Genomic DNA, 13,742 nt, shown 5'->3' on the forward strand with positions numbered 1-13,742 from the left:
CCGCCTTAGCGACGGCGTCCGCCCAGCAGGCTGCCGAGCACCCCGCGAATAATCTGGTTGGCGATCTGCCGCGTGGCGCTCTTCGCCACGCTCTGCACGATGCCGTCATGCTTGCCGCCGCGCGGGCCGGTATGGCCGAACAGCACCTCTTTCAGCCCGCCGAGAATGCCATCGTCAACCTCGACCTTGTTGCCCTTCGCCTGCGGCGCGTCGGCCTGCTCGCTGGCGCCTTTCACGCCCTGATGCAGCTTCTCATAGGCGGACTCGCGGTCGATCTCCTCGTCATATTTGCCCGCCAGCGGCGAGTGGTTGATCAAACCGTTGCGCTCGTCGAGGGTAACTGGCCCCATACGCGAGCCGGGCGCGATCACCATCGCGCGCTCCACCACCGACGGGCTGCCTTTTTCATCAAGGAAAGAGATCAGCGCTTCGCCGGTGCCCAGCGCCTGAATCGCCTCGACGGTATTGAACGCCGGGTTGGCGCGCAGGGTGTCGGCGGCGCTCTTCACCGTCTTCTGATCTTTCGGCGTAAAGGCGCGCAGCGCGTGCTGCACGCGGTTGCCGAGCTGGCCGAGCACGCTCTCGGGCACGTCGGCGGGGTTCTGGGTGACGAACCAGACGCCGACGCCTTTCGAGCGGATCAGACGCATTACCTGTTCGACCTTCTCCAGCAGCACCGGCGGCGCGTCGTTGAACAGCAGATGCGCCTCGTCGAAGAAGAACACCATCTTCGGCTTCTCCAGATCGCCCGCCTCCGGCAGATGCTCGTAAAGCTCCGACAGCAGCCACAGCAGGCTGGTGGCGTAGAGCTTCGGCTGTTGATAGAGCTTGTCCGCCGCCAGAATATTGATAAAGCCTTTGCCGTCGGCGTCGACGCGCATCCAGTCGCGGATATCGAGCATCGGCTCGCCGAAGAAGTGCTCCGCGCCCTGCTGCTCCAGCGCCAGCAGCCCGCGCTGGATGGCGCCCACCGACGCGCTGTTAATATTGCCGTACTGCGTCTGGAAGCTTTTGGCGTTGTCGCCGATGTACTGCGTCATCGCGCGCAGATCTTTAAAGTCGAGCAGCAACAGTCCCTGATCGTCAGCGACACGAAAGATAATCTGCAGCACGCCGCTCTGGATCTCGTTGAGATTCAGCAGGCGCGCCAGCAGCAGCGGGCCGAGGTCGGAGACGGTGGCGCGCACCGGATGGCCCTGTTGGCCGAAGATATCCCACAGCATCACCGGACTGCGCTGCGGCTGCCAGTCGGTGACGCCGATCTTCGCCAGCCGGGCCAGCAGTTTCTCGCTCTGCTGACCTTCCGCCGCGATGCCGGTCAGGTCGCCTTTCACGTCCGCCATAAATACCGGCACGCCGACAGAGGAGAAAGATTCAGCCAGCTTCTGCAGCGTCACGGTTTTGCCGGTGCCGGTCGCGCCGGTGATCAGCCCGTGGCGATTCGCCATGGCGGGCAGAAGGTGGAGTTGCACATCGGGCGTCTGGGCAATAAGCAGCGGGGCAGTCATAGGTTCACTCTCTGACAAAGGACATTGTCTGAAGGATAGCAAGCGCGGCGGGGGAAAGAGAGAGTATTGCGCTGAAACGGCTGTGCGATATAAGCGCCGTTGAGGCTGGCGCGCGGGACGATGCCCGCGCGCCACAAGCGTTATTTTTGCACCTCGTCCAGCAGCAGCATGCTGACGCCGATGCCCTGCTTAACGTTGCTAAGATTCTTGCGCACCGCCACCTGCTGCGCGCCCTGCAGAATAGTGACGAAGGGCGAACTCTGCTGCACCTCGGTCTGCAAATGGGTGTAGAGGGCGCGACGCTGCGCGGCATCGCTTTCGCCCGCCGCCTTGCGCGTCTCGGCGCTCAGCGCAGGGATATCCCAGCCGACGCGCCACGCCAGGGTTTTCGAGCCGCCCGGCACGTTATAGGCGAAGGCGCTGGCGTTGGTGTTCGGATCGATATAGTCCGCGCCCCAGTAAACGAAGATGGACTGGAAATCGCGGGCGCGCATTTTGCTCCACAGCTCCGACTCGGCCACCGGCTGAATATCCAGACTGACGTCCGCCTTTGCGAAGCTCGCCTGCAGCGCCTGCGCCACGTCGATATAGGGCGGCTGGTTCACCACCGTCAGGGCGATATGGGTGCCCGGCGCGATGCCGCCATCCTTCAGGATCGCCTTTGCCTTGCTGACGTCGTAGTGGAACGGCGTGGTATTGAGCGCGCCGTCAAAGCCGTCCGGCAGGAAGCTCTGATGAATGCGGTACTGACCTTTCAGCAGCTGGTTGGCGAGACCGTCGTAATCCACCAGCCAGCGCGCCGCCTGCCACAGCGCCGGGTTGCCGAGCGCCGGCTGCTGCGCGTTTTTGGTGTTGAAGCCGAGGTAGTAGACCAGGCTCGACGGGAAAGCGTCGATACGCACGTTGGTATCGCTCTTCAGCGCGGCGATCTGATCGGGGCCGAGCTGGTAGGCGACATCGACGTCGCCCTGCTGGATCAGCAGGCGACGGGTGCCGGGATCGGCGACGCCCTTCAGCAGCACGCGCTTCAGGCGCGGCTGCGGCGCGGCGTGCGGATTGGCTTCCAGCACCAGCGCCTGCAGCGGCACAAACTGTTTGATGGAAAACGCGCCGCTGCCCGCGGAATGCGTCTTCAGCCAGCCGTTGCCGGTGTCGTTGTTGCTGGCGTGCTGCAGCGCGGTTTTGCTGTCGACTACTGAGCTAACCGGCGCGGTGAGCAGGCGCAGCGCCAGATCCTGGCCGATTTGCGCCGGCCAGCGGATCTCCAGCTGGTGGTCATTGAGCGCCGTGAACTGGCTGTCGATATTGTCAGGCGTCCAGCCGAACTCGCCGAGAATAAAGGAGGGCGCTTTGTTGAGCTTCACCGCGCGCGTCAGCGAGAAGATGACATCCTGCGCGGTCACCGGATTGCCGCTGACGAAGCGCGCATCGGGATTGAGGTTGAAGATCAGGCTGTGGGGCGTTTCGCCCTGCTGCCAGCTGCGCGCCAGCAGCGGCGACAGCTTCTGCGGATCGTCTTTATTCGGCTCTGCCAGCGTCTGGTAAACATTACGCAGGCTGCTGTTGCTGACCGTTTCAAAGCTCTCTGCCGGATCGAAACTGATAATGCCGTCGAGCGGCACGGCGATAACCAGCGTATCTTTCGGCGTCCCGGCGTGCGCCATCGGCGCTAAGGCCAGCGCGCTTAATATCACAAGCAAAATGCGTCGCATAGAAGTTTATCCTGAGTCGTTGATAAACCGACTATATCCGCGGCGCGCCAGAGTCAAAATGCCTCTTTGTTATGAGCTTTGCATAAAAAGATCGTCTGCTATTTTCGCGCTTTTCACTGTTTTAGCGCGGCGGGGATGAGGGAAATCCATTTATTTAGCGCCCGCCCAAAAATAGCTGTTTGATAAAAGAGCGATCACATTTTCCGCAATATGTCATTGCTGCTGTAAATAAGTGAATATATTGTTGCCGATGAGAATAGTTCTCTTGTATGGAAGTATGATTTTTTTTGATTGATTATTTTCGGCAACAGTCACCCACCGCAAATAAAAATGGTCCTGCGCACAAATTTTCTGGTTAATAAATCATCAATTGTGCGATTTTAAACAAAATTCCCGCTTTCACAGCCTGTTACCCGCCTGTAACCATCCAATAACACAATTATAAATTTTCACTAAAATACATTTTTACTTTTATTGTTACATTTAGACATATCTATATCCCTAATATTGCCGCGGAAATGACCGATAAGATTTGTGTTTAACAAATATATTACTTTTACAGCAAGTGAGAGTCGTGCCGCTATGCTTCTTGAAAAACCCACCACCAGACGAAAGTTTTTGCTCGGGTCTCTACTGGCGTTGCCGCTAGGTGACCTGGTTTTAAAAGGGCTGACCGCAGCGCAGGCGGCAGAAATGGCCGCGCCGGAACTGGCCGACTATAAACCGGGCTTTTTTAGCGCGGACGAGTGGCAGTTTATTCTGGCCGCGACCGATCGCCTGATCCCGGCAGGCGGCAAAGGCAAAGCGCCAGGCGCGCTGGAAACCAACGTGCCGATCTTTATCGACCAGCAGTTGCAGACCAGCGAGTTCGGCGATGAGATCTACATGCAGGGCCCGTTCAACGTCCACGCCGATCCCACCTTCGGCTACCAGATTCCGTTTACGCCGCAGCAGATGTACCACACCGCGATCAAGCTGGTGACGCAGTGGGTGCAGACCACCTACAGCAAGCCGTTCCAGCAGCTCACGCTGGAAGAGAAAGATGACGTGTTGACCAAACTCAACAAGAACGGCATCGACTTCGCCGCGCTGGGCGAAGGCAATCTGAAAGCGTCGCAGTTCTTCAGCCAGCTGCTCTCTGATACCAAGCACGGCTATCTCGCGGATCCGATGTACGGCGGCAACAAAGGCATGAAAGCCTGGATCGCCATCGGCTTCCCGGGCGCGCGCGCCAGCTTCACCGAATGGGTGAAGCAGCACAACGTGCCTTATCCGCTGGGACCGGTCAGCCTTTTGGGTGAACGCGCTTAACGGCGTTGAATCAGGTATTTGAGACAGGATTATCATGGCACAGATTACTAAAAAAGAAGTCGACGTCGTCGTTTGCGGCCTCGGCTGGGCCGGCTCGCTGATGAGCATCGAACTGGCGCTGGCGGGCCTTGAAGTGCGCGCCTTAGAGCGCGGCGGCGAGCGCGACTACCCCGATTTCGCCTACCCGAAACCGGCTGACGAATACGCCTATAACGTGCGCAACAAAGTGTTCGCCACGCCGAAAGAAGTGGCGGTCACCGTGCGCTACGACACCACCCAGACCGCGCTGCCGACCCGTAAATGGGGCGCGTTCGCGCCAGGCACCGGCGTGGGCGGCGCAGGCATGCACTGGACGGCGGTACTGATCCGTCCGACGCCGACCGACATCAAGCTGAAAACCTACGTGGACGAGGCCTACAAGCCGGGCATCCTGCAGGAAGATATGCGCGTGATGGACTTCCCGTTCAGCTGGGAAGAGATCGAGCCTTACTACTACAAGTTCGAGCTGATCTGCGGCCAGTCGGGCACCACCGGCAACCTGCGCGGTCAGATTCTGGAAGGCGGCGACCCGTTCGAAGGTCCGCGCTCCGAGCCTTACCCGCTGCCGGCGCTGGAAGACACGCTGAACAACGTGATGTTTAAAGAAGCGGCGACGAAGCTGGGCTACCATCCGTTCCCGAACCCGTCGGCGTGCGTGTCCCGCGCGTGGAAAAACCCGTACGGCAACCAGATCGCACCCTGCAACTACTGCGGCTACTGCTCGAAGTACCCGTGCCTGAACTACTCCAAAGCGTCGCCGCAGACCGCGGTGATGGATGCGCTGAAGCGCATGCCGAACTTCTCCTATGAAGTGCACGCGGAAGTGGTGAAGGTGGTGCTGCATGACGACAAGAAGACCGCCAAAGGCGTGATCTACTACGACGTCGACGGCAACGAAGTGTTCCAGCCGGCGAAGATTGTCGTGCTCTCCAGCTTCCAGCTCTACAACGTGCGTCTGATGCTGCTCTCCGGCATCGGCAAGCCGTATAACCCGATCACCGAAGAGGGCGTGGTAGGACGTAACTACGCCTTCCTGTCGAACGGCGGCGCGACCCTGTTCTTCAAGGATAAAAACTTCAACCCGTACGCCACCGCAGGCGCCACCGGCCAGATGTTCAACGACATCTCGCCAGGCAACTTCGACGGTCCGGGCCTCGGCTTCCTCGGCGGCGCGAAGATCCACAGCTCGCAGGCCACCGGCACGCCGATCGCCACCTCGCTGCCGAAAGGCACGCCGAACTGGGGTATGGGCTACAAAGAGGGTCTGGAAGAGTGGTACGGCCACTCTATGAAGATCAGCATTACCACGACCTGTCAGTCGTACCGCGACGTCTATCTGGATCTCGATCCGAACTACACCGACCACCGCGGCCAGCCGCTGCTGCGCATGACCTTTAACTGGAAACAGAACGAGCTGAAGCTGCAGCAGTATCTGAAAGGCATTGTCGGCAATATCAGCAAAGAGCTGAACCCGGACAGCATGAGCATGAGCTTCCTGCCGATGGACGCCAACTTCGACCTGACCAAGTACGTCTCCACCCACAACGTGGGCGGCGCGGTGATGGGCGACAACCCGAAAACCTCTGCGCTGAACAAGTATCTGCAGAGCTGGGACGTGCATAACGTGTTTGTACCGGGCGGCAACGCTTTCCCGCAGAACTTCCAGGCGAACCCGACCGATACCATCGGCGCGATTACCCTGATGGCGGCGCAGGCGATCAAGGAACAGTATCTGAAGAACCCCGGTCCACTGGTACAGGCATAAGCATATGAAACTGAAATCATTGTTACTCGCCAACGCCGTGCTGCTGGGATGCATGGCGAGTCAGGCGCATGCGGAAGATGAGGCCCAGCTGATCAAGAAGGGCGAATACCTGTCGCGTCTCGGCGACTGTATGGCCTGCCACTCGCTCTCCGGCAAGCCGGACTATGCGGGCGGGCTGGCGATTGAGTCGAACCTCGGCACCATCTATTCGACTAACATCACGCCGGACAAAGCGCACGGTATTGGCAACTACAGCGAGCAGCAATTCTCCGACGCGGTGCGCAAAGGCGTGCTGCCGGACGGCTCGCGCCTCTATCCGGCGATGCCGTACCCGGACTACGCCAAAATCAGCGATGAAGATATGCATGCGCTGTATGTCTACTTTATGAAGGGCGTGCAGCCGAGCGCCGAGCAGCCGCCAGAGACCAGCCTGAGCTTTCCGTTCAGCCAGCGCTGGGGCATGCGTTTCTGGAACTGGGCCTTTACCAGCGACAAGCCGTTCCAGCCGATCGGCGGCGCCTCTGAAGAGATCAACCGCGGCGCCTATATCGTCGAGAGCCTCGGCCACTGCGGCAGCTGCCACACGCCGCGCGGCCTCGGCATGAACGAGAAGGCGCTGGACAGCAGCGATGAGAAGTTCCTGGCGGGCGGTAGCCTGAACAACTGGGACGTGCCGTCGCTGCGCGGTCTGCCGCGCTGGAGCGAGCAGGAGATCGTCGATTACCTGCAGACCGGCCGTAACGACAAAGCAGCGGTGGGCGGCGAGATGAAGTCGGTGATTGAGCACAGCAGCTCGCACATGACCGACGCCGATCTCAAAGCGGTCGCGGCCTATCTGAAGTTTCTTGGCGGCAATCCGCCGCTGCAGGCCTACAACGTGCAGGCGCAGCAGCAGACCGAAGCGAAGCTGACGGCGGCGAAGAACCTGAGCGAAGGCGAGCGTCTCTACCTCGACAACTGCGGCGCCTGCCACTTTGTCACCGGTAAAGGCGCGCCGGGGATCTTCCCGGAGCTGGATCAGGCAACCATCGTTAACGCTAAAGATCCGACCGGACTGATCCACACTATCCTGGAAGGCGCGCAGCAGCCGTCTACCGAGAAGGCGCCGTCGACGCTGGCGATGCCGGGCTTCGGCAAGCGTCTGAGCGACGACGAAGTGGCGCAGCTCGCGACCTTTATCCGTCAGGGCTGGAGCAACAACGCGCCGGCGGTGAGCAAGGATCAGGTTGCGGATGTACGGAAGTCGCTGAAGCACGACTAAAGGGCACTGCGTCTTCTTTCAGGCGGCTGAGAAGTCTGCAAGCGGGTGAGAAGGACCGAAGAGCAAAGCGTCCCGCGACAGGGATGTCGCGGGCCGAGCTGGCAGGGATGCCGCTTTTTGCGTCTTTGCGATCGGGCCTTCTCACCCGCGTCAGCACCTTACCTGAAAATATTAAGGGCGCCTCGGCGCCCTTTTTTAATGGAAGTTATGTCCCACTTCCAGCACGCCGTTAATCACAAACTGCACGCCCATACAGACCAGCAAAAATCCCATCAGGCGCGAGATCGCCTCGATGCCGCCTTTCCCCACCAGCTTCATAATGCTGCCGGAACTGCGCAGCGCGACCCACAGGATTACCGCCACCAGCAGAAAGGTGAGCGGGGGCGCTGCGGCAATTACCCACGCGGGAAAATCGACGCCGCTTTTCACCGTCGAGGCAGAGCTGATAATCATCGCAATGGTGCCGGGACCGGCAGTGCTCGGCATCGCCAGCGGCACAAAGGCGATATTGACCGGCTCCTGACGCGTGTCGCTGTTCTCCAGCTCATCCTGCTTGTGCTGCGCCTCTACCGAGTGACCGACCGGCTGCGCGGGAAACAGCATGCGAAAGCCGATAAAGGCGACGATCAGCCCGCCCGCGATGCGCAGGCCGGGAATCGAGATGCCGAAGGTATTAAGCACCGCGTTGCCCGCGTACCAGGCCACCATCATAATGGCGAAAACGTAGATAGAAGCCTGAAGCGCCTGGCGGTTGCGCTCGCTGAAGTTCATCTCGCCCGCCAGCCCCAGGAACAGCGCCACGGTGGTGAGCGGGTTAGCGAGCGGCAGCAGCACAATCAGCCCTAATCCCACCGCTTCTAATAACGCCTGCATATGCGTCCTCTTCTGTCGCGGGATTAGTGTTTAGGCCGTTCCATCGCTTCCAGCAGCTCCGGGAAGAAATCTTCCAGCAGCTCGGGCGTCATCAGCTCTGGATAGCGCATCAGGTGCTCGCGGATACGTTCGCTCAGCTCCGGGATCAGGCTCTGCGCGGCGGCGAGCGCGGTGATCTTCTTCTGCTTCACCAGGCGCAGCACGTCATCCGGCAGGCTGTCTTCGTCGTCCTCTTCCTCCACCTCTTCCAGCGCGTCGAGATCGTCGAACATATCGAGCAGCGCCTCGATCTGCGGCGTGCGCGACACATACTGTTCCGGCTTCTCCTCTTCCAGATAGCGCAGCAGCGCGCGCACCGGCGAGCCGTCTGGCGTGGCGGGCGGCGAGGAGGTGAACCACTCCAGCATCAGATGGGTGCTGACGCGATGAACGTGATAGCCGTTATCCACCAGCTCGTCGGCGAGGATATCGGCGGTATCGTGCTCAAGCAGGCAAATATGGGTGCGATTCGGCGTGAACTGTTCCAGCCACTGGTAGATCTCTTCAATCACCGCATCGTCGTACTGAAAGTTTTTGCTCAGATAGCTGCCGTCCGGCTGATGCACGGTCGCGAAAATGAGATCGGGATCGAAGTAAATCGCAATGTTGATGCCTTTCATGCGTGCTGTCCTTTGTAGTGCAAAACCTCACTATAGCCTCAGGGCGCGCAGAAAAACATGGGGCGACCAGCAGCCTGCGCTGCTGGCGTTAAAAATTAATGTAATTCAGCGCGGTCCAGCCCGTACGCGCTGTCGAGCGCGCCCGGCGCCATCTGCGACAGGATCTGCAGGCGGTTCCAGCTGTTGATCACCGCGATGGTAAAGGCCAGCTCGCTGATCTCCACCTCGGAGAAGTGCTCGCGCAGCTCGCCGTAGAGCGCCTCGCTGACGCCCTGTTCGCCGATGCGCGTCAGGGCTTCGGTCAGCGCCAGCGCCGCTTTCTCCCGCGCGTTGAACAGCGGCGACTCGCGCCAGATGGCGACGTGATGCAGGCGCAGCTCGCGCTCGCCGTGCAGCTTCGCCTCCTTCACGTGCATATCGAGGCAGAACGCGCAGTGATTGAGCTGCGAGGCGCGGATATCCACCAGATGCTTCAGCGTAGCGTCCAGCGAGGTTTTGCGTAGCGCCATGGAGACGTCGCCGAGGGATTTAGCCAGCGCCGGAACGGTTTTAAAGTGGTTAACGCGTGATGTCATGATGCTTTCCTTTTTCAGAACAGTGAGTTGATAGTGTTTAACGCATGGGGCAATGCGGTGGCGCGGCTGACGGGATCGTGCGTGCCGTCGACGCGGATAAATTCCACCTCCTCAATGCCGATGTAGGCGAGCGCGACGCGCACGTAGGGCGTGAACTGGTCATCCTGCGTAAATGGCCCGTGAGCGAAGACGCTGCCGCTGGCGACCACGGCGTAGACCTTCTTGCCTTTAACCAATCCGACTTTGCTGCCGTCGGCGGTAAAGGCGAAGGTGCGGCCGGCGCGGGTAATGTGATCGAACCAGGCTTTCAGCACCGAAGGCAGGCCGAGGTTCCACATCGGCGAGGCGATCACCAGCGTGTCGCAGGCGAACAGCTGATCCACCAGCCTCTCTGAAATTTCGATAGCGCTGTGCTGGGCGCGGGTGCGCGCCTCCGGCGGCGTAAAAAAGGCGTCGATGGTAAAGGCGTCCAGATGCGGCAGCGGATGCTGCGCCAGATCCAGCACCGTCTCTTCCAGCTGCGGATGGCGGGCGCGCAGCCGCTCGACCAGATGCGCCGAGGCGGCGCGCGACGCGGATCCGCTGATATCGGGGCTGACGTTGATATGCAGTAGCTTCATAGGTGACTCTTTGGCGGCTAAACAATGGAGAGATGATAAGCTTCTATGTCAGAGTCAAAAGGGCCATAAAACGTAAAAACAGGTAGGACATAGCGGTGGGATACAGAGAGATTTACGCGCGCTATCGTCAGCAGATCCAGGCGGGCGTGCTGAAGCCGGGCGACCGCGTGCCGGCGATCCGCGTGCTGGCCAGCGAGCTGCGCGTGGCGCGCAAAACGGTAGAGACCGCCTATGAGATTTTGATCGGCGAAGGCTACTTCGTTAGTCAGGGCGCGAAGGGCACGCGCGTCAATCCCGCGCTTACGCCTGTCGTGAAAGAGGAGTCAGCGTGGCAGCCAGAGGAGCGCGACCTGCCGCTGCGCATTGAGCAGCGGGAGAGCAAGGGCGAGATGCGGCTCGGCATTCCGTCGCTGGACGCCTTTCCACTGAAGAAGTGGCTGCTGATTTCCGGCAAAGCGGCGCGCAGCCTGCGGCCGGATGAGATGCTGATCCCGCCGGTGATGGGCTATACGCCGCTGCGCGAGGCGATCGCCAGCTACCTCAACATCTCGCGCGGGCTCGACTGCCAGCCAGAGCAGATCTTTATCACCAGCGGCTATCGCGCCAACCTGCGGCTGATTCTGGCGGTGCTGGCGCAGGCGGGCGACAAGGTGCTGTTTGAGGATCCCGGCTACTTCTTCGGGCAGAAGCTGCTGAAGCGGATCGCGCCTAACCTGCACTACGTGCCGGTCGATCGCGACGGGATCGACGTCGATCATCTGCTGCGCTATCACGCCGACGCGCGCTTTGCGGTGGTGACGCCGACCCATCAGAGCCCGCTGGCGGTAACGCTGTCGCTGCCGCGCAAGCATCAGCTGCTGGCGTGGGCGCAGGAGAACGAGAGCTGGATTATCGAGGATGACTATGACGGGGAGTTTCACTACACGCGCAAGGTGATCCCGGCGTTAAAAAGCCTCGATACGCACGATCGGGTGATCTACACCGGCACCTTCAGTAAAACCATTATGCCCGCGATGCGCATCGGCTATCTGGTGATGCCCAAAGCGACGCTGGCGCGCTTCCGCGAGCTGGGCGAGATTCTGGAGAACGGCCTGCCGCTGCTGCCGCAGAAGATCCTCGCGCAGTTCCTCAGCGAAGGGCACTTCTATCGCCATATCAAAAAGATGCGCATTCTCTATCAGCAGCGACGCCGCATGATGCTCGACGCGTTGCAGGCGTGCTTCCCGGATCTGTTTGAGTATCAGCTTACCGACGGCGGCATGCATATCGTCGCCTTTTTGCGGCGCGGCATTCAGGATGTGGCGCTGGCGGAGGTGTGGCAGCGTCATCAGCTGCGCGTGCTGCCGCTCTCTGGCTGGTATATGCAGACGCAGAAACGCTACGGGCTGGTGATTGGCTATACCAATATTCGATCCTGTGAGCAGGCGCTGGCGCTGCTGCAGGGCGTGGAGGAAGAGACGAGAAGGGCGATGGCGCGTTAGGGGCGTGAAGGAATAAAAAGAGGCGCGAGGGACAGCTCGCGCCCGTACAGCGGCGGATTACATGCCGATGTATTTTTTGCCCTGCTTCAGCACCACGTCGCAGGCTTTGGTTTTCAGCTTCTCGCCCATCGGCGAGTTGCTCAGGCTTTGCAGGTTCAGCTGCTGGCCGTTGCCGGTGTTAAGCAGGCCGGCGATGCCCTGCTGGTAGTCGGTGCTCTGCGTCTGCGCCGTCTGGGTGCTCAGACCGAGCTTGTCCAGCACCTGCTCTTTCACCGACTTCACATTGTTATCCACCACGTTGTGCTGCACGCAGTACTGCATCACGCCTGCGGCGTTGGTCATGCTGTTGGCGCTGACCGCCTTGTCGCCGCCGTTCAGCAGGCCCGTCAGCGAGCCGAGCGACAGTCCGCCGTTCTGCGCAGTGCTGTTGGTCGCGCTGGTGTTGCTGTTGTTCTGCTGACTGAGCTGCGACGCCGCGCTGCTCAGCTGATCCTGCCAGCTTGCCGCTGATGCGCTACCTGCCAGTAGCAGCGCGCTGAACCCCATCCCCAAAATTGTTCGTTGTGTGGTTTTATTCATTTTACCCTCGTTAATGTTCAACCTGCGCGCGGTGAGTTGCTGCGCCAGTTTTGCTAAGAGGAACATGGGGTGAGAAAGTTCCGAGTGCGGGAGGTGAGAGGAGTGGAATCGGAGGATTCTGTAGGGGAAGGGTTGGGCGTGCTGGTGCGGGAAGGGGATCGAGGAGCTATGGCGCTTTTTTGGACGTTTAGCGCGCAGGGAAGGTGATTCCGGTTGCGCGGCTGGTGGGTAACGGTATAATCCTCAACGTTTTCCGCATCCCTTCCGTGCCGGAGTGGCGAAATCGGTAGACGCAGTTGATTCAAAATCAACCGTAGAAATACGTGCCGGTTCGAGTCCGGCCTTCGGCACCATTATCCTGTCCATCCCCGTCCAGGGAATTCAAAAAAAACTTTTAAAATCAAAATGAAGACTGATTTTATCATCCGGCATCGTCCGAGCACATCCGTTGCAATCCAGACTCCGCTGGGGGCATCCCTACTTCAATAAGAAATGTGCCCCAAAATGAAGGTGAATGCTCGCCAGGTCGACACTGCAAAGCCTAAAGAAAAAACTTATAAAATGGCTGATGGTGGCGGTTTGTACCTTGAGGTCACGACCAAAGGATCAAAGTACTAGCGTATGAAGTACCGACGGCCAGCCGACAAAAAAGAAGACCGGCTTGCCTTTGGCGTCTGGCCGACAGTAACGCTTACTGAGGCAAGTGCTAAGCGTGACGAAGCTAAAAAGATCTTAGGGCAGAGATTGACCCTAAAGCTGAACAGAAAGAAGCCCAGGCTGAAAACGCCGGGGCTTACACATTTGAAACGATCACCCGCGAATGGCATGCGAGCAACAAGCGCTGGAGTGATGATCATCGCTCGCGGATCTTACGCTACCTTGAACTGTATATTTTCCCCCATATTGGTTTGGCAGATGTTCGTAAGCTAAAAACCAGCCAGCTGTTAGCACCTATTAAGGCCGTTGATGCCAGTGGCAGGCATGATGTCGCCCAGAGTCTTCATCAGCGTGTAACTGCGATAATGCGCTATGCCGCGCAAAACGATTACATTGAATCTAATCCCGTTGTTGATATGGCTGAGGCACTTTCTACGGTTAAGGCTCGTCATTACCCGCATTACCCTTCAGCCGTTTTCCTGAATTTCTTGAGCGCCTTGCCGCATACCGTGGGCGCATCATGACGCGTATAGCCGTCGTGATTTTTGTCCGCTTCAGTGAGCTGCGCTTTTCCCGGTGGGATGAGTTCGATTTTGAAAGGGCCTTGTGGCGGGCGACTGGACGCAATGAGGCAAAGCAGGAGCGTATTCTCGCGGCGTTATTAAGGGTGCTGGCAAACCGCTACGACTGGCAGCTATTCCT

The 13,742-nt window shown here is 59.4% G+C and carries 11 protein-coding genes, 1 tRNA gene and 1 pseudogene; 6 read left to right on the forward strand and 7 right to left on the reverse strand.

The window, feature by feature from the left end; all coding sequences use genetic code 11:
• Positions 1 to 5 precede the first annotated feature (5 nt).
• The gene (locus JS46_RS07375) at positions 6 to 1,508 is read right to left on the reverse strand and encodes a helicase HerA-like C-terminal domain-containing protein (protein ID WP_033749349.1); all 1,503 of its coding nucleotides are present in this window, start codon (positions 1,506 to 1,508) and stop codon (positions 6 to 8) included.
• A gap of 140 nt (positions 1,509 to 1,648) precedes the next feature.
• On the reverse strand, positions 1,649 to 3,220 hold the full coding sequence (locus tag JS46_RS07380) for an ABC transporter substrate-binding protein (RefSeq protein ID WP_033749350.1): 1,572 nt from the start codon (positions 3,218 to 3,220) through the stop codon (positions 1,649 to 1,651).
• A 582-nt stretch (positions 3,221 to 3,802) separates the two neighbouring features.
• Between JS46_RS07380 and JS46_RS07385 the strand changes: the two genes are divergently transcribed.
• From JS46_RS07385 to JS46_RS07395, 3 genes are read left to right on the forward strand one after another with little or no spacing between them, the layout of a single operon-like run.
• The gene (locus tag JS46_RS07385; protein WP_033749351.1) at positions 3,803 to 4,531 is read left to right on the forward strand and encodes a gluconate 2-dehydrogenase subunit 3 family protein; all 729 of its coding nucleotides are present in this window, start codon (positions 3,803 to 3,805) and stop codon (positions 4,529 to 4,531) included.
• 34 nt (positions 4,532 to 4,565) lie between these two features.
• A complete protein-coding gene (locus tag JS46_RS07390) occupies positions 4,566 to 6,335 on the forward strand; it encodes a GMC family oxidoreductase (protein WP_033749352.1) in 1,770 nt (589 codons plus the stop codon).
• Between the two features lie 4 nt (positions 6,336 to 6,339).
• The gene (locus tag JS46_RS07395; RefSeq protein WP_033749353.1) at positions 6,340 to 7,596 is read left to right on the forward strand and encodes a cytochrome c; all 1,257 of its coding nucleotides are present in this window, start codon (positions 6,340 to 6,342) and stop codon (positions 7,594 to 7,596) included.
• A 195-nt stretch (positions 7,597 to 7,791) separates the two neighbouring features.
• On the opposite strand, the gene JS46_RS07400 is transcribed toward JS46_RS07395, so the two are convergent.
• From JS46_RS07400 to JS46_RS07415, 4 genes are all read right to left on the reverse strand, one after another.
• Positions 7,792 to 8,469 carry a MarC family NAAT transporter gene (locus JS46_RS07400; protein WP_033749354.1) on the reverse strand — a complete coding sequence of 226 codons (678 nt, stop codon included), beginning with the start codon at positions 8,467 to 8,469 and terminating at the stop codon, positions 7,792 to 7,794.
• Between the two features lie 23 nt (positions 8,470 to 8,492).
• A complete protein-coding gene (locus tag JS46_RS07405) occupies positions 8,493 to 9,128 on the reverse strand; it encodes a hypothetical protein (protein WP_033749355.1) in 636 nt (211 codons plus the stop codon).
• Positions 9,129 to 9,223: 95 nt separating this feature from the next.
• The gene (locus JS46_RS07410) at positions 9,224 to 9,703 is read right to left on the reverse strand and encodes a carboxymuconolactone decarboxylase family protein (RefSeq protein WP_033749356.1); all 480 of its coding nucleotides are present in this window, start codon (positions 9,701 to 9,703) and stop codon (positions 9,224 to 9,226) included.
• Between the two features lie 14 nt (positions 9,704 to 9,717).
• A complete protein-coding gene (locus JS46_RS07415; protein WP_033749357.1) occupies positions 9,718 to 10,323 on the reverse strand; it encodes an FMN-dependent NADH-azoreductase in 606 nt (201 codons plus the stop codon).
• A 95-nt stretch (positions 10,324 to 10,418) separates the two neighbouring features.
• On the opposite strand from JS46_RS07415, the gene JS46_RS07420 reads away from it, so the two are divergent.
• Complete coding sequence (locus JS46_RS07420; protein WP_033749358.1) at positions 10,419 to 11,804, forward strand: PLP-dependent aminotransferase family protein; 1,386 nt, start codon at positions 10,419 to 10,421, stop codon at positions 11,802 to 11,804.
• Positions 11,805 to 11,861: 57 nt separating this feature from the next.
• Here the strand turns inward: JS46_RS07420 and JS46_RS07425 are convergent, their stop codons facing one another.
• On the reverse strand, positions 11,862 to 12,383 hold the full coding sequence (locus JS46_RS07425; RefSeq protein ID WP_051905595.1) for a DUF2501 domain-containing protein: 522 nt from the start codon (positions 12,381 to 12,383) through the stop codon (positions 11,862 to 11,864).
• A gap of 268 nt (positions 12,384 to 12,651) precedes the next feature.
• On the opposite strand from JS46_RS07425, the gene JS46_RS07430 reads away from it, so the two are divergent.
• Positions 12,652 to 12,736: transfer RNA gene (locus tag JS46_RS07430), tRNA-Leu, on the forward strand.
• A 151-nt stretch (positions 12,737 to 12,887) separates the two neighbouring features.
• Positions 12,888 to 13,671: pseudogene (locus JS46_RS24555) on the forward strand (tyrosine-type recombinase/integrase); the annotation flags it as partial.
• Positions 13,672 to 13,742: the final 71 nt, after the last annotated feature.

This window comes from Pantoea sp. NGS-ED-1003 (assembly GCF_000738765.1).
Classification (GTDB): Bacteria; Pseudomonadota; Gammaproteobacteria; order Enterobacterales; family Enterobacteriaceae; genus Pantoea; species Pantoea septica.

Bases quoted from the DNA above. Each gene is read 5' to 3' on its own strand.
- JS46_RS07375 (WP_033749349.1), bottom strand. From the start codon at position 1,508: ATGACTGCCCCGCTGCTTATTGCCCAGACGCCCGATGTGCAACTCCAC.
- JS46_RS07380 (WP_033749350.1), bottom strand. From the start codon at position 3,220: ATGCGACGCATTTTGCTTGTGATATTAAGCGCGCTGGCCTTAGCGCCG.
- JS46_RS07385 (WP_033749351.1), top strand. From the start codon at position 3,803: ATGCTTCTTGAAAAACCCACCACCAGACGAAAGTTTTTGCTCGGGTCT.
- JS46_RS07390 (WP_033749352.1), top strand. From the start codon at position 4,566: ATGGCACAGATTACTAAAAAAGAAGTCGACGTCGTCGTTTGCGGCCTC.
- JS46_RS07395 (WP_033749353.1), top strand. From the start codon at position 6,340: ATGAAACTGAAATCATTGTTACTCGCCAACGCCGTGCTGCTGGGATGC.
- JS46_RS07400 (WP_033749354.1), bottom strand. From the start codon at position 8,469: ATGCAGGCGTTATTAGAAGCGGTGGGATTAGGGCTGATTGTGCTGCTG.
- JS46_RS07405 (WP_033749355.1), bottom strand. From the start codon at position 9,128: ATGAAAGGCATCAACATTGCGATTTACTTCGATCCCGATCTCATTTTC.
- JS46_RS07410 (WP_033749356.1), bottom strand. From the start codon at position 9,703: ATGACATCACGCGTTAACCACTTTAAAACCGTTCCGGCGCTGGCTAAA.
- JS46_RS07415 (WP_033749357.1), bottom strand. From the start codon at position 10,323: ATGAAGCTACTGCATATCAACGTCAGCCCCGATATCAGCGGATCCGCG.
- JS46_RS07425 (WP_051905595.1), bottom strand. From the start codon at position 12,383: ATGAATAAAACCACACAACGAACAATTTTGGGGATGGGGTTCAGCGCG.